At 59.3% G+C, this 19,850-nt stretch carries 19 protein-coding genes, 1 tRNA gene and 1 pseudogene; 14 read left to right on the top strand and 7 right to left on the bottom strand.

What is annotated here, in order from left to right:
* The first annotated feature begins 145 nt into the window (after positions 1 to 145).
* The 9 genes from ilvB to ACYQ14_RS03040 all read left to right on the top strand — a co-directional run bounded on the left by ilvB (position 146) and on the right by ACYQ14_RS03040 (position 8,802).
* Complete coding sequence (gene ilvB / locus ACYQ14_RS03080) at positions 146 to 1,960, top strand: biosynthetic-type acetolactate synthase large subunit (RefSeq protein ID WP_459884722.1); 1,815 nt, start codon at positions 146 to 148, stop codon at positions 1,958 to 1,960.
* Complete coding sequence (gene ilvN / locus ACYQ14_RS03075) at positions 1,957 to 2,619, top strand: acetolactate synthase small subunit (RefSeq protein ID WP_459884720.1); 663 nt, start codon at positions 1,957 to 1,959, stop codon at positions 2,617 to 2,619. The genes ilvB and ilvN overlap by 4 nt, the downstream gene beginning before the upstream one ends.
* Complete coding sequence (gene ilvC / locus ACYQ14_RS03070; protein ID WP_459884718.1) at positions 2,612 to 3,664, top strand: ketol-acid reductoisomerase; 1,053 nt, start codon at positions 2,612 to 2,614, stop codon at positions 3,662 to 3,664. The genes ilvN and ilvC overlap by 8 nt, the downstream gene beginning before the upstream one ends.
* 19 nt (positions 3,665 to 3,683) lie before the next feature.
* Complete coding sequence (locus ACYQ14_RS03065; RefSeq protein WP_459884716.1) at positions 3,684 to 4,007, top strand: DUF7989 family protein; 324 nt, start codon at positions 3,684 to 3,686, stop codon at positions 4,005 to 4,007.
* A complete protein-coding gene (leuC, locus tag ACYQ14_RS03060; protein WP_459884714.1) occupies positions 4,004 to 5,425 on the top strand; it encodes a 3-isopropylmalate dehydratase large subunit in 1,422 nt (473 codons plus the stop codon). The genes ACYQ14_RS03065 and leuC overlap by 4 nt, the downstream gene beginning before the upstream one ends.
* The gene (gene leuD, locus ACYQ14_RS03055) at positions 5,422 to 6,051 is read left to right on the top strand and encodes a 3-isopropylmalate dehydratase small subunit (RefSeq protein WP_459884712.1); all 630 of its coding nucleotides are present in this window, start codon (positions 5,422 to 5,424) and stop codon (positions 6,049 to 6,051) included. Before leuC ends, leuD begins: the two co-directional genes overlap by 4 nt.
* 180 nt (positions 6,052 to 6,231) lie before the next feature.
* On the top strand, positions 6,232 to 7,212 hold the full coding sequence (locus tag ACYQ14_RS03050) for an isocitrate/isopropylmalate family dehydrogenase (RefSeq protein ID WP_459884710.1): 981 nt from the start codon (positions 6,232 to 6,234) through the stop codon (positions 7,210 to 7,212).
* Positions 7,213 to 7,268: 56 nt separating this feature from the next.
* Positions 7,269 to 8,333, top strand: a complete 1,065-nt coding sequence (locus tag ACYQ14_RS03045; RefSeq protein ID WP_459884708.1) for an alpha/beta fold hydrolase — start codon at positions 7,269 to 7,271, stop codon at positions 8,331 to 8,333.
* A gap of 46 nt (positions 8,334 to 8,379) precedes the next feature.
* Positions 8,380 to 8,802, top strand: coding sequence for an SHOCT domain-containing protein (locus ACYQ14_RS03040; RefSeq protein WP_459884706.1), 423 nt, complete (start codon positions 8,380 to 8,382; stop codon positions 8,800 to 8,802).
* 52 nt (positions 8,803 to 8,854) lie between these two features.
* Here ACYQ14_RS03040 and dph5 read toward each other — a convergent pair whose 3' ends face one another.
* Positions 8,855 to 9,667, bottom strand: coding sequence for a diphthine synthase (dph5, locus tag ACYQ14_RS03035; RefSeq protein ID WP_459884704.1), 813 nt, complete (start codon positions 9,665 to 9,667; stop codon positions 8,855 to 8,857).
* Between the two features lie 145 nt (positions 9,668 to 9,812).
* Between dph5 and ACYQ14_RS03030 the strand changes: the two genes are divergently transcribed.
* Positions 9,813 to 10,517 carry a hypothetical protein gene (locus ACYQ14_RS03030; protein WP_459884702.1) on the top strand — a complete coding sequence of 235 codons (705 nt, stop codon included), beginning with the start codon at positions 9,813 to 9,815 and terminating at the stop codon, positions 10,515 to 10,517.
* 32 nt (positions 10,518 to 10,549) lie between these two features.
* Here the strand turns inward: ACYQ14_RS03030 and ACYQ14_RS03025 are convergent.
* A pseudogene (locus ACYQ14_RS03025) lies at positions 10,550 to 10,977 on the bottom strand (transposase domain-containing protein); the annotation flags it as partial.
* A gap of 187 nt (positions 10,978 to 11,164) precedes the next feature.
* Here ACYQ14_RS03025 and ACYQ14_RS03020 point away from each other — a divergent pair.
* Positions 11,165 to 11,650: a helix-turn-helix domain-containing protein gene (locus ACYQ14_RS03020; RefSeq protein WP_459884700.1), complete on the top strand. Its 486-nt coding sequence runs from the start codon at positions 11,165 to 11,167 to the stop codon at positions 11,648 to 11,650.
* On the top strand, positions 11,598 to 12,302 hold the full coding sequence (locus tag ACYQ14_RS03015) for an IS630 family transposase (protein ID WP_459889961.1): 705 nt from the start codon (positions 11,598 to 11,600) through the stop codon (positions 12,300 to 12,302). The genes ACYQ14_RS03020 and ACYQ14_RS03015 overlap by 53 nt, the downstream gene beginning before the upstream one ends.
* Before the next feature lie 1,438 nt (positions 12,303 to 13,740).
* Here ACYQ14_RS03015 and ACYQ14_RS03010 read toward each other — a convergent pair.
* From ACYQ14_RS03010 to ACYQ14_RS02990, 5 genes are all read right to left on the bottom strand, one after another.
* The gene (locus ACYQ14_RS03010; protein ID WP_459884698.1) at positions 13,741 to 14,244 is read right to left on the bottom strand and encodes a Rieske (2Fe-2S) protein; all 504 of its coding nucleotides are present in this window, start codon (positions 14,242 to 14,244) and stop codon (positions 13,741 to 13,743) included.
* Positions 14,245 to 14,291: 47 nt separating this feature from the next.
* Entirely contained in the window at positions 14,292 to 15,038 is a 747-nt protein-coding gene (locus ACYQ14_RS03005) for a metal-dependent transcriptional regulator (RefSeq protein WP_459884696.1), read from the bottom strand.
* Positions 15,039 to 15,080: 42 nt separating this feature from the next.
* A complete protein-coding gene (locus tag ACYQ14_RS03000) occupies positions 15,081 to 16,034 on the bottom strand; it encodes a metal ABC transporter permease (protein ID WP_459884694.1) in 954 nt (317 codons plus the stop codon).
* A gap of 1 nt (position 16,035) precedes the next feature.
* Entirely contained in the window at positions 16,036 to 16,803 is a 768-nt protein-coding gene (locus ACYQ14_RS02995) for a metal ABC transporter ATP-binding protein (protein WP_459884692.1), read from the bottom strand.
* A gap of 72 nt (positions 16,804 to 16,875) precedes the next feature.
* On the bottom strand, positions 16,876 to 17,823 hold the full coding sequence (locus ACYQ14_RS02990) for a metal ABC transporter substrate-binding protein (RefSeq protein ID WP_459884690.1): 948 nt from the start codon (positions 17,821 to 17,823) through the stop codon (positions 16,876 to 16,878).
* Between the two features lie 191 nt (positions 17,824 to 18,014).
* Between ACYQ14_RS02990 and ACYQ14_RS02985 the strand changes: the two genes are divergently transcribed.
* Complete coding sequence (locus tag ACYQ14_RS02985; RefSeq protein ID WP_459884688.1) at positions 18,015 to 19,067, top strand: class I SAM-dependent methyltransferase; 1,053 nt, start codon at positions 18,015 to 18,017, stop codon at positions 19,065 to 19,067.
* 90 nt (positions 19,068 to 19,157) lie between these two features.
* Positions 19,158 to 19,231 (top strand) — tRNA-Thr (locus ACYQ14_RS02980).
* The last annotated feature ends 619 nt before the right edge of the window (positions 19,232 to 19,850 follow it).

Here is a 19,850-nt window from a genome sequence, read left to right as displayed (position 1 = left end):
GCTCAGTTCGCTATTGTAGGGGCCGTCTAGCCCCTCACACACCTCCTTCTCGTTCCGGCCTCGCATCGATTCCACAGCGACAAGTCACACAGCAGTCGACACACTATATGACAACTAATCGCCGCAAAACGGCGGGAGGACCCACATGAGCGAACGCGCTTCCTCGATCACATCACCAACCGAAACGGACGATCCGCCGACAGGGGAACAGCACGCAGACGAATCCGCGACCACACAGGATTCGAGAGCCGAATCCGACACCGAACAGGAACCCGTCACGACGGGCGCCCAATCGGTGATTCGAGCGCTCGAGAACGCAGGCGTCGAGTACGCCTTCGGCGTTCAGGGCGGTGCGATCATGCCCGTCTACGACGCGCTCTACGATTCGGACATCTATCACGTGACGATGGCCCACGAACAGGGGGCCGCCCACGCGGCGGACGCCTACGGCATCGTCTCGGGCGAGCCGGGAATCTGCCTGGCGACCTCCGGACCGGGTGCGACGAATCTCGTCACCGGGATCGCTGACGCCGATATGGACTCGGACCCGATGCTCGCACTGACGGGGCAGGTTCCACGAGAGTTCGTCGGTAACGACGCGTTCCAGGAGACCGACACTACCGGCGTCACGACGCCGATCACGAAGGACAACACGTTCTCGGACGACCCCGACACCGTCGGCTCGGACGTGAGCGAAGCGTTCGCACTCGCACGGGAGGGGCGACCGGGACCGACTCTGGTCGACCTGCCCAAGGACGTGACGAAAGCCGATACGGATCACGAGCCCGACAACCCGAAGGTGCCGGACACCTACGAGGTTCAAGAGCGGGCGGATCCCGAAATCGTCGAGCAAGCGGCTCGACGGATCGAGAACTCGAGCAAGCCCGCCTTGCTCCTGGGCGGCGGCGTCATCAAGGGCGAGGCCAGCGAGGCCTGTCGCGAGTTCGCCATCGAACACGAGATTCCGGTCATCACGACGATGCCCGGCATCGGTTCGTTCCCCGAAGATCACGAACTGTCGATGGAGATGGCCGGCATGCACGGCACCGGCTACGCCAACATGGCGGTCACCCACTGCGATACGCTAATCGGCATCGGGACGCGCTTCGACGACCGCCTCACCGGCGGCATCGAGACGTTCGCTCCCGACGCCGAACTGATCCACGTCGACATCGACCCCGCGGAGATTTCGAAGAACATCCACGCGGACTATCCGCTGATCGGCGACGCCGAGACGGTCGTCACCCAGCTGGCCGAGGAGATGGAAACCTCGCCGCAGGCGACCAAGTGGCGCGCACAGTGCCAGCAGTGGAAATCCGACTACTCGATGGCCTACGACGCCCCGGAGGATAGACCGGTCCAGCCGGAGTTCGTCGTGGAAGCCTTGGACGAGGCGACCAGCGACAACGCAGTCGTGACCACCGGCGTCGGCCAACACCAGATGTGGGCCTGCCAGTACTGGACCTACACCGAACCGCGGACGTGGGTCTCGAGTCACGGACTCGGCACGATGGGATACGGCCTGCCGTCGGCGATCGGCGCGCGGATCGCCGCCGACGACGACCAGGAGGTCGTCTGCATCGACGGCGACGGCTCGTTCCTGATGACGCTTCAGGGTCTCTCCGTCGCAGTTCGCGAAAACCTCGACATCACCGTCGTGGTGCTTAACAACGAGTACATCGGGATGGTCCGACAGTGGCAGGACGCCTTCTTCGAGGGTCGTCACGCCGCCTCGGAGTACAACTGGATGCCCGAATTCGACAAGCTCGCCGAAGCCTTCGGCGCGCAGGGCTTCCGAATCGACGAGTACGACGAGGTTGCAGACACCATCGAGGCAGCGCTCGCTTACGACGGCCCGTCGGTGATCGACGCGCACATCGATCCGCAGGCGAACGTCTACCCGATGGTCCCAAGCGGCGGCGACAACGGCCAGTTCGCGCTGGCGGAGGACCAGCTATGAGCGGTGGACTCGACGGACCAGCCCCCGAAGAACGCCCCACGCCAAAGGGACGACGCACCGCACAGGGGATTCGCGTCGATCCCGAGGTCGAGGCTCAGCACGATCCGCGCCGAACCGTCATTTCGGCGCTCGTCGAGCACGAGCCGGGCGTCCTCTCGGACGTTTCGGGGCTGTTCTCGAGGCGACAGTTCAACATCGAGAGTCTCACGGTCGGCCCGACCGAAGACGAGGACCGAGCGCGGATCACCCTCGTCGTCGAGGAACCCGACCCCGGTATCGAACAGATCAAAAAACAACTTCGAAAGCTCGTTCCGGTCGTTTCGGTCCAGGAGCTCGAGCCCGACGCGATGCGTCGCGAACTCGCGCTCGTAAAGGTCAACGCGATGCGGCCCGATCAGGTCGCGGCCGTCGCGGATATGTTCGACGGTAAGACCGTTGACGCCACTCCCGAGACGGCGACCATCGAGATCACGGGAAGCGACCAGAAGATCGATTCGGCGATCGAAGCGTTCGGTCAGTTCGGCATCCGCGAGATCTCCCGAACCGGAACGACGGCGCTGGCGCGCGGAACGACGGACACTGCCCGCGAAGCGCCGCCGGAAGAATCGGCCCAGAACGAGCCAACCCAACCACAACAACCACACGCAGACGATGACTGAAGACTTTACCACCGAAATCTATTACGACGGAGACGTAGACGAATCGCACCTCGCAAACTCGACCGTTGCCGTCCTCGGCTACGGAAGTCAGGGGCACGCCCACGCGTTGAACCTCCACGAAAGCGGCGTCGACGTGATCGTCGGCCTCCGCGAGGATTCGTCCTCGCGCAAACCCGCCCGCGAAGAGGGCCTCGAGGTCGCGACCGCGGCCGAAGCGGCGAAACAGGCGGACGTGGTGTCCGTTCTCGTTCCGGACACGGTCCAGCCGGCCGTCTACGAGGAGATCGAACCGCACCTCGAGGAGGGTGACACGCTCCAGTTCGCCCACGGCTTTAACATCCACTACAACCAGATCCAGCCGCCCGAACACGTCGACGTGACCATGATCGCGCCGAAGTCGCCGGGCCACCTGGTTCGGCGAAACTACGAGCGCGACGAGGGAACCCCCGGACTGCTCGCCGTCTACCAGGATACGACCGGAGACGCGAAGGACCGGGCGCTCGCCTACGCGAAGGGAATCGGCTGTACTCGAGCGGGCGTCGTCGAGACGACGTTCAAAGAGGAAACGGAAACTGACCTCTTCGGCGAGCAGGCCGTCCTCTGTGGCGGCATCGCCCAGCTGATCAAGGTCGGCTACGAGACGCTCGTCGACGCCGGCTACAGCGAAGAGATGGCCTACTTCGAGTGCATGAACGAGATGAAGCTCATCGTCGACCTGATGTACGAAGGCGGCCTCGGCGCGATGTGGGATTCGGTTTCCGACACCGCCGAGTACGGCGGCCTCACTCGCGGCGACGAGATTATCGACGACCACGCTCGAGAGAACATGGAGGAAGTCCTCCGACAGGTTCAGGAAGGCGAGTTCGCGACCGAGTGGGTCGCGGAGAACCAGGCCAACCGGCCAGTCTACACCCAGTTGAACCAGGCGGAGAAGAACCACGAAATCGAAGACGTCGGCGAACGACTTCGCGCCCTCTTCGCGTGGGAGGAAGCGAACGAAGAGAGCGAAGACGAGGACGAGAAAACGCGCGTTCAGGCGGACTAATCGAGGCGACCGAACACAGATGACACGAGAGACAGAAACGACGGAGACGGCTTCCGATTCCGGGAACACGATGGCTGAAATCAGCCACACCAATCCCTACACCGACGAATCGACGGGACAGCTGTTCAGTCGCGGCCCGATCGTCGCGGCGGACGGGGGCCGATCGGAAGTCGTCGATCCGGAAGACGAACGAACGACGACGGATGAGACAGGGACGACGGACGAGCGGACGATGAAAACCGTCAGTCATACGCCACCGACCGAAGAGACGGATGCGAACCGAACCAATCGGGTCTTCGAACGGGGGCACGTACGAACCGACGGGGTCGAGGACAACAAATGAGCGAGGGAACACTCTACGATAAGGTGTGGGATCGGCACAAAGTAACGACGCTACCGACCGGACAGGACCAACTGTTCGTCGGACTGCACCTCATTCACGAGGTCACCAGTCCGCAGGCGTTCGGCATGCTCGAGGAGCGAGACCTTGAGGTCGCCTACCCCGAACTGACCCACGCGACGGTCGATCACATCGTCCCGACGTCGGACCAGTCCCGCCCGTACGAGGAGGACTCGGCCGAGGAGATGATGTCCGAACTCGAGCAGAACGTTCGGGACGCGGGCATCGACTTTTCGGATCCGAACTCGGGCGACCAGGGAATCGTCCACGTCATCGGACCGGAGCAGGGACTCACCCAGCCCGGTAAAACGATCGTCTGTGGCGACTCCCACACGAGCACCCACGGCGCGTTCGGCGCGCTGGCGTTCGGTATCGGGACCTCCCAAATCCGGGACGTCCTCGCGACGGGGACGCTCGCGTTCGAGAAACAGAAGGTCCGCAAGATCGAGATCACCGGCGAGCTCGGCGATGGCGTCGAAGCGAAAGACGTCATCCTCGAGATCATCAGCCGCCTGGGAACCGAAGGCGGCGTCGGCTACGTCTACGAGTATGCCGGCGAGGCCATCGAAAACCTCGGCATGGAAGGCCGGATGTCGATCTGTAACATGTCCATCGAGGGCGGCGCTCGAGCGGGCTACGTCAACCCCGACGAGACCACCTACGAGTGGCTCGAGCAGACTGACCACTTCCAGGAGAACCCCGAGAAGTTCGAGGAGCTCAAACCGTACTGGGAGTCGATCGCGAGCGACGACGACGCCGAGTACGACGACGTCGTCACCATCGACGGCTCGGAGCTCGAGCCCGTCGTCACCTGGGGGACGACCCCAGGCCAGGGAATCGGCATCTCCGAAGAGATTCCGGCACCCGAAGACCTCCCCGCGGACAAGGCGGACACGGCAGAACGCGCCCAGGAACACATGCGCGTCGAGCCAGGCGAGACGATGGAGGGGTACGACATCGACGTCGCCTTCCTCGGCTCGTGTACCAACGCCCGACTGCCCGACCTCCGACGCGGTGCCGAAATCGTCGAGGGTCGTCAGGTCGACGACGACGTTCGAGCGCTGGTCGTCCCCGGCAGTCAGCGCGTTCAGGAGACTGCAGAGGCAGAAGGCCTCAAGGACATCTACGAGGAAGCCGGCTTCGAGTGGCGAAACGCCGGCTGTTCGATGTGTCTCGGCATGAACGAAGACCAACTCGAGGGCGACGAGGCGTGTGCCTCCTCCTCGAACCGGAACTTCGTCGGCCGGCAGGGGAGCAAGGACGGCCGGACCGTCCTGATGAATCCGCGGATGGTCGCCGCCGCGGCGATCACCGGGGAGGTTACTGACGTGCGCGAACTCAAGGAGGTGAATCTGGCGTGAGCGACGAAGTCGACATTCCGGAAGTAACCCACGAATCGGGATCCGGCGTTCCGATCGAGGGCAACGATATCGACACCGACCAGATCATCCCGGCTCGGTTCATGAAGGTCGTCACCTTCGACGGGCTCGGCGAGTTCGCTTTCTTTGACCTGCGCTTCGACGACGACGACAACCAGAAGGAACACCCGTTCAACGAGGAGCGCTACCAGGACTCCTCGGTGATGGTCGTCAACAGTAACTTCGGCTGTGGCTCCTCGAGAGAGCACGCGCCCCAGGCCCTGATGCGCTGGGGAATCGACGCGATCATCGGCGAGAGCTTCGCCGAGATTTTCGCGGGTAACTGTCTGGCGCTTGGTATTCCGACCGTCACCGCCGACAGCGAGACGATTCAGGAACTGCAGGCCTGGGTCGACGAGAACCCGAACGAAGAGATCGATGTCGACATCGAAGCGGAGACGGTTACCTACGGCGGAGAGACGATTGACGTGACCGTCGACGACGCCCAGCGAAAGGCGCTGGTTGATGGCATCTGGGACACGACGGCGCTGATGAAGTCCAACGCCGGCGAAGTCCAGAAGAAAGCCCAGGAGTTGCCGTACGTCGACGACTCGACGGCTTCGTCGTAGCTGCCACGCTCGGTTGCTCGACGACGTGTCTTCTTTGAACCGATCAACCAGAGTGATTTTACGGTTTTTACGAGAGTACCACCGGGGTGGCGACCAACAAGTTCAGCAACTCGCATGTGTTGCGTGCTCGCCAATCCCGGTATCGACACCCTCATTTCGGTCCCCTCGAGACGTTCAAGCATGACTCACGAAATCGCCGTTATCCCCGGAGACGGAATCGGACAGGAAGTAACGCCGGCCGCGGTCGAGGTCCTCAAGTCGCTCGAGATCGACTTCGAATTTCGCGAGGCCGATGCAGGCGACCGCGTAAAGGAAGTCACGGGCGAGGCGCTCCCCGAGGAAACGTACGAGCTGGCGGCGTCGGCGGACGCGACGCTGTTCGGTGCGGCGGGCGAGACCGCGGCAGACGTTATTCTGCCGCTCCGAGAGGCGGTGGATTCGTTCGTGAACATTCGTCCGGCGAAAGCCTATCCCGGAATCGACGCCGTGCGCCCGGAGACGGACCTGGTCTTCCTCCGCGAGAACACCGAGGGCGTCTACGCCGGTCACGAAGATCGCCTCTCCGAGGACGTCTCGACGCTGACCCGTGTCGTCACCCAGTCGGCCTCGAGGGATCTCGGCGAGTTCGCCTGCGAGTACGTCGAGGACGGCGATCACGACGGCTTTACGATCGCCCACAAGGCAAACGTCATGCGCGAGACTGACGGGGTCTTTCGCGACACGATCAAGTCGGTCGCCGACGAGCAGGGCGTCGAAACCGACGAGGTACTGATGGACGCCTTTGCGACGAAAGTCTGTCTCGATCCCGAGCAGTTCGACGTGGTCGTCTGTCCGAACCTGGCTGGCGACGTGCTCTCGGATCTCGCCGCAGGGCTCGTCGGCGGTCTCGGTCTGCTTCCCTCCGCAAACGTCGGCTCCGAGCGAGGGCTGTTCGAGCCCGTCCACGGCACCGCACCCGACATCGCCGGCGAAGGCGTCGCGAACCCGGCCGCGACGATCGTCTCCGCAGCGATGATGCTCGAGTTCCTCGGCCACGACGAGGAGGCCGACGCGGTGCACGAGGCTGTCGAGACGACCCTCGAGAACGGGCCGCGAACGGCGGACCTCGGCGGCGACGCCTCGACGGCAGACGTGACGGCCGCGATCATCGACGAACTATAGACGGCCACCACATCCTGCGCGAACAGTTATTTGGAACGACGTGGTAGCGCCCGGTCGTGACTCGAGCGGACACACTCCCCGGCGTCGATTCGCGACTCGTCGAAACGAAACGTCTCGAGACGCACCTTCTCGAGGCGGGCGACCCCGATGGTCACCCGATCGTCTTTCTACACGGAAACGTCTCGTCCTCGCGATTTTTCGAAGATCGATTGACGGAGCTTCCGGACGGATACCGAGCGATCGCACTGGATTTCCGAGGATACGGCGATTCGGAGACGAAACCCGTCGACGCAACGTGGGGCCTCGAGGATTTCGTCGCGGATCTCCGAGCGCTGTGCGTCGATCTCGAGATCGAAAACAGCGCGACGCTTGTGGGCTGGTCGAACGGCGGCGGTGTGGCCATGGAGTACACGATAAAGTACCCGGACGCCGTGGAATCGCTCGTGTTGCTGAACCCGGTCTCGCCGTACGGATTCGGCGGAACAAAGGATCTCGAGGGAACGCCGTGTTACGACGATTACGCCGGCTCCGGCGGCGGCCTCTCGACGGACGAGTTCGTCGCGGGCCTCGAGAACCGGACTCGAAAGCCGACGGGTGACGGCTCTCCGCGGGCGGTGTTGCGCTCGTTCTACGTCGACCCGACGTACGATTTCGATCCGGAACGCGAGGAGTCGTACGTCACCGGTATGCTCGATACGGAGACTGGAACCGAAAACTACCCTGGCGAATCGCTCGAGTCAACGAACTGGCCCGGTGTGGCACCCGGAAAGACCGGCGTCAACAACGCCGTCTCGCCGAAATACTGCGACCTCTCTTCGATTACCGAAATCGACTCGAAACCGCCCGTCCTGTGGCTTCGTGGCAAAACCGACCAGATCGTCTCGAACGAGTCAGTGTTCGATTTGGGGGCGCTCGGACGACTCGGGCAGGTTCCCGACTGGCCTGGCGAGGACGAGTTCCCGCCCCAGCCGATGGTCGATCAGACCCGCGCCGTTCTCGAGGACTACGAGGACAAAGGCGGCGAGTTCGAGGAGGTCGTGCTCTCCGGCGTGGGACACACACCCCACGTCGAAGCGCCCACGGAATTCGGGTCGCATCTCGAGTCGGTCCTCGAGCGGTAGTTCGACACACAGTAACGGCTTTACTTGGTGACAGATATGGTCGACTATGGCCACCGATCTTCCCACGTTCGAACAACGTCGGCTACTGGTCGGGATCGCGCTCCTTTCGGCCGGACTCTGGTTATTCATCGGATTTCTGGCGCTCCCGGCGTTTTTGATGGCGATCCCGTTTTCGGGAATCCTCATCGCCCTCCCGCTCGTCTGGCTCCTCGGCGACGATTTCCCGCTCGTCGAATCGGCGGGAGACGAGAACTCATCGGCCACCGAAGACCCGATCGAGTCGCTTCAACACCGGTATTCGACCGGAAGGATCGACGAAGCCGAGTTCGAACGGCGACTCGAGACCCTGCTCGAATCGGACGAACCGGAAACGGACGAACTGGAGAGAGACAAAATAGACCCGCGATCCGAAGGGTCGCCGGAGTACAACCGGTTTCCCGAAACCGAACTGGACGATGAGAGATCGTAGGTCGTTTTTTCGCTGAATCGATCGTAGTTCGTCTCGACCGAGCAAGCGGACCTCAGACGATATCCAGATCCTCGCGATCCGCACCCGCAAGTTCGACCAGCGCGTCGGCCTCGAGTAAGTGACAGTCCCCGGGGACTATGAGCAAGTGGAGCGGGTCGCCGAACTCCCGCGTCGCGAGGTCGGTCATCGTCCCCGCTTCGACGAGCGGATCGGGGCTTCCCGCTCGAGCGACGACGACGCCGACGAGGTCGGGATACTCCTCGGCGAGCAACTCGGCGCCGACGTCGGCGGTCATGTACTCCTCGACCGTCTCGTCGGTATCGACGCGTTCGATCGCGGCCTCGTTGTCGACTTTGATGTCTAGGTAGACGACGGTGTGACTGCCTTCTTCGTGATTGGCGTCGATCGTATTCGTGACGCTCGAGGGGAGCCCCTCGGCACCGTGGGCGTAGGGAAACGGAAGCGTGGTGGCCGTTCCGAAGCGGTAGTTCTGGAGCCCCGTCAGGGCGCTCGTGGCTGTCTGGGCCGTGACGCCGTGGATGACCCGCGTCTCGATACCGCGCTCGTGAGCGCGGAGTCGGAGGTCGACGTGGGTCGTCGAGATCATCGTATCCCCTGCGGTGAGGAAGGCGACGTCTTCGGACTCGGCGGCCTCGAGAATCTCTTCGGGGTGTTGTTCGACGCCCGCGCGATCGCGAACTTCGATCGACGTGTCGTGGTGCGTCTCGAGATCCTCGATCGTCGTTCCGACAAGTTTGCTGGTGTAGAACTCCGCGTACGCGCGGTCGGCGGCTCGGAGCGCCTCCTGGCCCTCGACGGTGATCGAGCGTTCATCGTAGAGGCCGAGGCCGATGAAGGTGAGCATGGACTACCGTAGTGACGGGGTCGGGGAGTAGGTTTCGAGTTAGATTCACGTAGTATCTATTTTCTCTCTACAATTGTCTTTGTATGTGTTGCCTATGGTGAATAGTAATAGTTATAAGAGATATTGTATATATATATATACATTCGTGCCGTCTAACAATAGCCAAAACATCAAGACTCGGCGTAGATTCGTTCGATCGGCAGCAGCTGGGCTCCTCACAGTTCCGTTGTTAGCTACAAGTACTCTAGCAAGCGATGCAGAGTCCTCCGATGCAGATGATATTCAGTTAGAAGACGGGGAACTCGTGTATACAGGTCCAAAGAAATCTGTAACCCCAGCTCAAGCATCGCAGTCTTCTATTGAGGTATCCCCGTCCGATTTAAACGGATACATGCAAACGGGAGTAGAAGGATTGAACGATGCTAAATCAGATGGATACGTTGAATTTGAAGAAAGAGAGGACCAACTATGGGTCACACCAACAGAAAAAGGTCTCAATGAATACGGCTCAAATCAAGAAATTGGTATTCTATGTGGCAAAAACGATTATGAGGCAGAAACGACGTGGCGCGGTGGAGTACGGCATGCGCTTTATCTTGAGGATAGTTTGAGCCGTAATGTTGCTACCGCAATGGCATCTGGTGCAACGGCTGGTGCGATCGGAGGAATAATAGCTTCAGCATCAGGAATTGGCGCGCCAATTGGCGTCATTTCAACCATAGCTGGGTTACTCGCTGGACTCGGTGCACTGGTCATATACGAAGCTAATGATGGCTGTGGTGTCCGTATTCGTCATTACCCTGCTGCGCCACCAGTTCCTGGTGTCGGAATTACCTTTCAGCCACAGTAGAATAGTTTAATAGACTCTATTTCTGGCACTGTCTAGTTCAGCACCTCCTCGGCTGGTGTTCGGCCATTCAGAGCCTGGTTCGTCGATCGTGGTTGTAGTGGTGCCTGAAGCATCTCAGCCAGCGACGGGCACTGGCTGGACTGCCCCGCCAGAAGGAGTGAAAGCGGTCGATCCGCATTGAGACAGTCTGAAACTACTTTTCGACGTGGTTTCGGCCGCTGTAGTTGAGCTGACCGCTCAATTCGTGGCGATCGAGGGCAGTCAGATAGCCGCCAGCATCGACGAGAAACTCTGTCTCGTCGATTTCGTGTTTCTCGGTGAGTCGATGCAGAAACGTCGCCGCGGGGTCAGTCCCGCGGCGGCTGTACACGTCGATTTCGAGCAGCAGCTTCAATTCTGTGTCGATCGTGACGTACAACCACTTTTTCTCACCGTCAACCTCGATCTGTTTCTCATCAAGAAGTGAATCACAGCCTCAAAATTCGAACTTCTGAGAAGTTCTATTAGTACCGTTCCAGGCGTCGATTGATGAGAAAAACCGGATGAACGCTATCGATCTTCCTCATCAGTACAGGCTTGGAACGGCACTAGTGCACTTGCAAGCGTCGACTGCTTAGCTTATCTCTTCTGAGCACCTCTCTACAGGAATGGGACGGAAGAAGCACATCATCAACCTCTCCACCGAGGAACGAAGCGAACTTGAGGCGATTATTTCGACGGGTGAACACAGAGCAGAGGACATCACACGTGCACGAATCCTTCTAAAGGCTGACGAAGGGCTCACAGATCCCGCGATCTGTGAGCACCTCGATTGTTCGATCTCTACACCGTACCGCACGCGAAAAGCGTACTCTGAGCGAGGGCTTGCGGCGCTCCATCGCCGCAAGCCCGACCGCGACTACGAGCCAAAGCTCGATGGCCGTGGTGAGGCTCATTTGCTCTCACTTGCGTGCTCTGACCCACCAGACGGACACTCTCGCTGGACGTATCAGCTCCTCGCCGATCGCTTAGTCACTCTCGAGGAGATCGACCTTGAGTCGATCTCCCGAGAGACCGTTCGACAGCGGTTAAAAAAACGACCTGAAACCGCACCGCTCGAAGTACTGGCTGATTCCACCGAAACAGAACGCTAAGTTCGTCTACCGCATGAAAAGCGTGCTTGCGCTCTACCACGAGCCGTACGATGAAGATCGTCCAGTCATTTGCTTCGATGAGTCCAGCAAGACGCTTCACAAGCACGTCAGCGACCCGCTCCCGGTGCGACCGGGAGCGGTCGCACGCGAGGACACTCATTATGAACGCAACGGTGAGCGAAAAATCCATATCGCCACCGAACCGCTCACCGGTTGGCGCCACATCACGGTTACACCGAGACGACGCAAGCGCGAGTTTGTCGACCAAATGCAAGAACTCGCGGATGAGCACTACCCGGATGCAGACCGCATCCGGGTAGTTCTTGACAACCTCAACACGCACAATCCGGCTGCCTTCTACGAGTTTTGTAACCCGAAAGAAGCACGAGAGTATCTCGACCGATTCGAGTTTCACTTCACGCCGAAACACGGGAGCTGGCTCAACATGGCGGAAATCGAGTTGAGTGCGCTTAGCACCCAGTGCCTCAGCCGACGCATTCCTGACGCGGCGACACTCCGAACGGAGGTCGCCGCGTGGGAAACCGAGCGCAACAAGGCTACCGTCTCGATCGACTGGCAGTTCACTACCGATAATGCCCGAACGAAGCTACACCGGCTCTATCCAACCATCAAGGAGAAAGAGCAGAACTAGGCTATCCACACTTGCGAGGGCACTAGTGTCTTGAGAGATGAAAGGTAGCAATTAAATGCGATCAAGTATCCGGCTTATAGTTGGGCTTTTATTGTGGTCGCTAGTAGTCTGGTTAGATAGCACTGTTTCAAATGATAGAAGACAAATTGTAATTAGAAATCCTAGAAAGGCAATTGGCACAGTTATCACATCTGTAAGTATGGTTAAGGCGACTAGCGAAACACCAGATAACAAGTAAAAAAACCAACAGGCAAGATGGTTTTTCGAAAAGAAGGAACTGGATCCTTCAAATCGGAATAGTATTTGGTCAATAGTTTTTATAAATCCTAATACGATCATAGGAAGCAAAAAGCAAATGGCAATAAACTCGCCTATAGTAAGGAACCCTTCGATCATATAAATTAGTACTACTAGCTATGACTTGAAGCTATTGGTGTCATTATCAATCTATCAGTACTAAATACGCCCTTCTAGAATCTATAAGACAAATGGAACTCAAAACTACTGATGAATCGTTTTGTTGTTGTTAAGGTTGAACGGTACGTTGACTGATCACGTACTGTCGGTGTCCCATGAGAAGACCACCGGACATATTATCAGGTGTTACTGACACGACGTGGATCGGCTACCAGCGTTTCGCCGTTCGTCGGTGATTTCTTCCGATATCGTATTCATCTCCGACTACTATCTCGAATATCATAGATATGATTAAATTATTAGACTAATACATCTCTATCTCAACTGAGAAGGGAAATCCGAATGCACGTAATCGGTCACCCTCGGCATTGAGGTACGACATAGATACGCTTGCATACCCGTTTTGGGAGCTGATAATGGATGTCACCACCGTCTCCCGCGAGGGCACCGCCTCTATCTCTCGAGCGTTTGAACGCGCTCTTCGGCCACCGAAAGCGAACGTGAATGACCGAGACGATGAACTATCGGAAAGCGCGATGGAACGATTCGAGATTCGGCAAAAACACCGTTTAAACGTTCAAAATCTTCGCGTACTATAGGGATTAGCATTTGGATTCGGGTATTCAAATCTTCGAAAGTGTACCACTAGAAACCAGCCGACTCAGGAAGAATATGATTTAGATTGCTAATCCCTATAGAAGGTGTGGCATGAGTACGCTGCCAATCGATCGAGGGAACGATCGGCAACACAGAAGCTCGAGTCGTCGGAATGACGACCATATGGTGACTGATCCAGGTACCGTGACGCCATCTGCAGAGGCGCGTCACAGTCCATAGGCTTGCCGGCTGGGTGTCACCTGGCACGACCGTAGCCGGTCAGCACTTCCGTTTTCCGTTGTTCATCTCGAGTTGTTGATCACCTCCATGCGTAGTAGTCACGTCCACGCGACCCACCTTAAATTTTGCCTAGCTAATCTTATTTTTAGATCTGTCTAATATCGTGAGGCCAAAACCGGTCTCGCTACAGTGAAATGTGTGACGTCGACGACGGGCCGTCCTCATCGTCTCCGTCGTCACCGTCCTCCAGTCCGCCGACGTGGTCGAACGTGTACTGACGATCGACGAGAGCGACGAACTCGACGCCTTCAGTCGTCGCTTCGTCGGCCGTGCTAGTTGTCTCCTCGCTCCCGTCGCCGCCGTCGACCGGCGAATCGTCGACAACGTCGACATCGACCGAGACGAGCCGCGTCCCGGCGGCGTCACCGTTGTCGCAGTCGCCCGAACAGGCATCGAACAGGGATCCGTGTTTCGGACAGATGATTTCACCATCGCGGATAGCGGCACCGAATCCGCGATCGAGCCGTTGGGCTTCGTGCGTACATCGGTTCACCCACGCTTCGACGCCCTCGTCGCACGGAACGAGGATGATTTCCTCCGGTTCTCCGTGGCGGTCTCGAGCGGTAAACAACCACGACCCCTCCTCGTGGACGGTTTCGAGGGTCGTCAATCGAGTCTGCGTTTCCATACGTTCCGTTCGGCCGTGGGCCAAATAGCAGTTATTCCCGTCTCCGGTCAGTTGCTCCCGTCTACCGGTTGGACGAAAATCCGTTCGCAGGCCCGTTTCGGAAGGGTCAGCGGCGCTTCCTCCCGATCCGTACCGGCGACGAGTTCGGTCGATTCGAGCGGCGTTCGTTCGACGATTTCGACGGTGACGCCGGGCGTAATTCCGCAGTCGGCCAGATACCGGAGCCGTTCGCCATCGGCGCGGACGCGTTCGACGCGGTGGGACTCGTCCATCTCTGCCTCGCTCAACCGAGTCCACGATTGGCTCGGCGGGGCGAGTTCTTCGTCCGGAATCGGATCGCCGTGGGGATCGCTCGAGGGGTCCTCGAGAATCGTCGTCAATCGGTTCACGAACTGATTGCTGACGTAGTGCTCGAGTCGATCCGCCTCGTCGTGGACTTCATCCCACTCGTACTCGAGGTAATCGGCGAGAAACGTCTCGAGTAGCCTGTGATTTCTGATGACGCCCAGTGCGACGTTCTCGCCCGATTCGGTGAGCGTCACGGGCCGGTGTTTCTCCCTGTTGATCAACCCACGGCGCTCGAGTTTCTCGAGCATGCTCGAGACCGTCGGCGGGGTCACCTCGAGGCGGTCGGCGATCCTCGAGGTCCAGACCGCTCCGTCGCGGTCATACTGGAGTTCGTAGATCGTTTTCAGATAATCTTCCATCACCGGCGTAACGGCGTCCGAATCGACGGTACTCCTCGAACGCGGCGTCTCCGAAGCGTCGGCAGGGGGATCGCGTTCAGTCGTCATGCTCGAGCGGTTCCGTACACGTCTGCCACCGCCTCGTTCGGATCATGCGATCACTGACCAGAGGTAGAGTGCGATCGCGACGAGGATGATCATCGCTCCTGTGGCGACATCCCACTGGTAGGACAGAAAGATCCCGCCGAAGACGGCGACCTGGCCGAAGACGACCGAGAGGACGAGCCCTCGGTTGAAGCTGTTCGTGAACTGCATCGCCGCGGCGACGGGGATCACGAGCATTCCGGCGACGAGGATCGCACCGAGTATCTGCATCGCGGCGACGACGACGAGCGCGGTGAGGACGATCAACAGCGTATCGTAGAACCTGACGTTGATCCGGGCCAGTCGCGCCGCCTCCCGGTCGAAAGTGATGAACAGGAGCTGTTTGTGCGTCAGGGCGACCGTCCCGATAACCAGCATCGTGAGCCCGACCATGAGCTGGACGTTCTCGAAGGGGACGAAGAGGATGTCCCCGAACAGGTAGCTCTCGACGGTCGCGTGAAACGTCACGCCGTAGGAGATGACGGCGATCCCGAGGGCGAATCCGCCCGTAAGCATGACCGCGATGGGGATATCCGCATAGCCGTCCGTCCGAATTGCAATGTACTGCATGCAAAGCGCGGCGAGGGTCGCGGCGACGAGCGCAAACAGGAGCGGGTAATCCAGGCTGGGGACGGCAGCGCCGACAAACAGTCCGACCGCCACCCCGCCGAAGGCCATGTGTGCGAGCGCTTCGCCGATCAGCGCCATCTGGCGGTTCACAAGATACGCGCCGACAATTGGCGCGGTGATTCCGATAAGAATCCCCGCGGTGAACCCCCGCTGCAGGAAACCGCTGCAAACCAACCACGTATCGAAGGTGCCACACGTTGCTCCCCAAAACCCGTCGAACAGCGGCGGGAACAGGACGTAGATAAGCACGTAAAACGCGGCCACGACGACCGGCGCCGCCGCGAGCAAGCCGACGGGCCGGTTCCACGACTCGAGGCGTTCGATCGACATTTCAATCACCCGTTGCGTACTCGGCGGACGAGTGATCGGCGGATCGTAATACGCGTGCCGAACTGTAGGCTTTCTCGAGGGCACCGCTCTCGAGGAATCGGTCCGTTTCACAGTGTTCGTACAGCTCGCAGTCGAGACAGGCCATCGTGTCCGCGTACTCCGTGACGACGCCGATGTCGTGTTCGATCAGAACGACCGACATTCCGCCTTCGTTGAGTTCGGTGAGTAGATCGTAGAACTGCTCGACCGAGTCGGCGTCGACGCCGACGGTGGGTTCGTCGAGAGCGAGCAAGTCCGCCTCGGACGCGAGCGCTCGAGCGATGTACGCCCGCTGTTTCTGTCCGCCGGAGACCTGATTGATTCGTCTGTCTGCGAGGTCGACGATACCGACCTGCTCGAGTGCGTCGTCGACGATCCGGTGATCGTCGTCGTTCAATCGTCGTAACCCGGCGTGGGGGTATCGCCCCATCTCGATGACTTCGCGGACGGTGACCGGCATCATCGAGTCAGCTTCGGAGGATTGCTGTGAAACGTACCCGAGCCGGGTTCCGTCGGTAAACTCCGAGACGGGAGTGCCAAAGAGTTCGACCGCTCCGGAATCCGGTTGCTCCAATCCGAGCAGTATCTTTAACAGCGTGGTTTTCCCCGATCCGTTCGGACCGATCAACCCGAGGAACTCGCCTTCCTCGACGGAGAGTGAAACGTCCTCGACCACCGGTTGCTCGTCGTACGCGAAACTCACGTTTTCGGCGGTGATAACGGAGCTCATCTGTGGTTGGAAGCGATGGGGGACCAGCAAATCTTTCGCCGTTGCAATTGACTATTTTTGACGTGGCTAATTCTACTGAACATCGAGCGCCTCCTTGAGCGTTGGAAAATTGATCTCCCGGTAGTGATCGACGTAGCCCCAGTCGTTCTCGTCGTACTCGGGAAGTTGCGTTTCGACGGGCGAGATCGGAAGCACTTCGGCGTCAGTTTCGTCGGCGATCGACTCCGCGAGATCGTCGGGTTCGCCGACGTCGTAGACGACGTGTTCGATCCCGTGTTCGTCCATGATCCCTTCGATCTCCTCGATCTCCTGAGCCGAGGGTTCGGAATCGGGAGACGTTCCGATCGGCGAGTGGATATCGAGGCCGTACTGACGATGCCACCACTGGAAAGAATCGTGCGTTCCGACGATCAACTGATCGATCTCGGCACCCTCGACGAGGGCTTCGAACTCCTCGTGGAGTTCCTGCAGTTCGTCGTTGAACGCATCCGCGTTCGCTTCGTACTCGTCGGCGTTGTCGGGATCGACTTCCGATAGCTCCGCCGCGATGTGATCGACTGCGGACTGGCACCTGACCGGATCCATCCAGAAGTGTTCGTCGTCGTCCTCGGCCGGGCTATCGAAGAACTCGATGTCGTCGGCCGCTTCGATCACGTACACGTCGTCATCCCCCTCGAGTTCGGCCGCCGCGTCGTCCTGCCAACTCGCGAAGTCGCGGAGGTAGATGAATACGTCCGAGTCTTCGATCTCCGAGACGACGCCCGTTCCGGGATCGAATTCGTGTCCGTGCTCTCCGGTCGGAACGAGATCGATCACGTCCATTTGCTCTCCGGCAACGTTCCGCGTGATGTCCCAGAGCGCAAGGAATCCGGTCGAAACGGTGTACTCCGCATCACCGGTATCGTCCTGCGGATCGTCACCGAGACAGCCCGCCATCGCCGCGAAACCGAGACCGGCCGCACCGGTGATCGTTTGGCGTCGTGTCAACCCGCTCGGTTCGTCGCTTGCGTGTTTCATCATTGTCATCCGAAGGTAGCACCAGCAACAGATATAGTTGTTATGGTCTAAGAAATAGATTAGATACGACTAATTCCCGGCCGCCGTCGTCTCTCGGGAGTTATCGATGTGAAAGCTCCGCTCGTTCGTAGAAAACGAGTTATCGCTCGAGACGGAAACGTCAGCGTTACGGCGGCTCACCGGCGAGTTCGTGCATGAACGTTCCGTGCGTCCGCGTGCCGCCCGCGAACGGAGAAGCGACGCGTCAGGAACTCGCTGACGGAGATTTTATCGCCGACGGGTACGAGATCATCGTCGAGGACGACTGGCTCTACATTCCGGTCACGGACCCGGACGTCGTTTCCGAAGCGTTCGAGGACCTCGAGATCGTCTTCTACGACCTCCCCGAGCGCGAAACGCAAACGACGCCGGCGGATCTTCTGGGGTTTGATCCCTCCTACGAACGAATCGGCGATGTCGCATTGCTCGACGAAGGAGACGACAGTGTGGGGGCCGACGAAGACGACAACGGTGGGGCCGACGAAGACAACCGCGACGAAGACGAACGGCAACCGGCCGAAATCGCTCGGGCGATCGTCGATTCCGACCTACCGGTCGAGACCGTCCTGAACAAGGCCTCAAAGATCAAAGGCGAAACGCGAACTCGCGACTGGGAGGTAATAGAGGGCGACGGAACCGAGACGGTCCATCGCGAGTACGGCGCCGCGTTCGAACTCGACCTCGCCGAGGTCTACTTCTCTCCACGGTTGGCGACCGAACGCAATCGGGTCGCCGAACAGGTGGTATCCGGCGAAAACGCGTTCGACATGTTCGCGGGGGTCGGCCCGTTCGTCGTCCCGTTCGCGAAACGCGGCGCGACCTGCGTCGGCGTCGATATCAACGAAACGGCAATCAACTATCTGCGCGAAAACGCCCGTCAGAACGGCGTCGAGGACCGCGTCACGGCGATCTGTGACGACGTTCGGTCGGTAGCACCCGAGTACGAAGGGTGGGCCGACCGGGTCGTAATGAATCTCCCGCACAGCGCCGACGAGTTCCTCGGGCCCGCCGTCCAGATTGCGGGCGAGGAATGCGTGCTACACTATTACGATATCCAGCACGAAGACGATCCGTTTGGCCCCGGGGAGCGAGCGATTCGCGACGCCGCCGAACCGCAGTACAACGTAACCGTCGAAACTTCTCGAGTGGTCAGATCCTACGCGCCACACGAACTCAACGTCTGTCTGGACGTGCGACTCGAGGGGTAATAGCGTGATAATCCACCACACGGCGAGGCGGTCGAGATTCGCAACCCTTATGGCCTGTTTCGGACCTACGTAAGAATAGCACGCGTCAGTGCCGGTGTAGCTCAGACTGGCAGAGCGAATCCTTCGTAAGGATTAGGTCGAGGGTTCAAATCCCTCCACCGGCTTGTCTTCTGCGACGAACAACACGTGAGGAGCGACGCAACTCGGTAGAGGGATTTGAATCAGGGAGGAGCTTGCTCCGACCGTGGTTCAAATCCCTCCACCGTCTTCTACCAAATTCCTTACAATCCTACGATTCAGGGTCGAGGTATCCCGACGCCTCAGGTGGGTTTGATTTCACTCCGAATACTACTAAGAGTGGTAATGAACCGGTTGTCGCGATAACCAACGGATCCAATGCTTGTATTCTTGAGCACCTCCACAGCCTCCGCGAGTTCGACGGTCATACTCAAGCAGTCGATCAGCGGCTAACTGCCAGGCGTGCTCGCTTAGTTCGGGATTGGCATCTTCGAACCGTTTAGACGTTCCAGGCGACTCGTCGTTCCCGGCCAGTCACAGAGAACATAACCTTCGAAATTGGCGGGAATAACAGTCCAAAGCTCGATATAGATATTCACCGAGAGCAGTCTCACTCCGCACCGAGACAGTTCTAAATGACTTTGCGACACGACCAAAATTTTTCGTACTCATTACGCTCTGCGCGAGCAAGTGGTGATGTGAAAAATCTTCTGTAGACTCTGTTCAGAGGAGGGGATCTGGATACACGAAACGCTCACGACGATG

This window comes from Halostagnicola bangensis, assembly GCF_054653435.1.
This window is presented reverse-complemented; position numbering and strand designations above follow the sequence as displayed.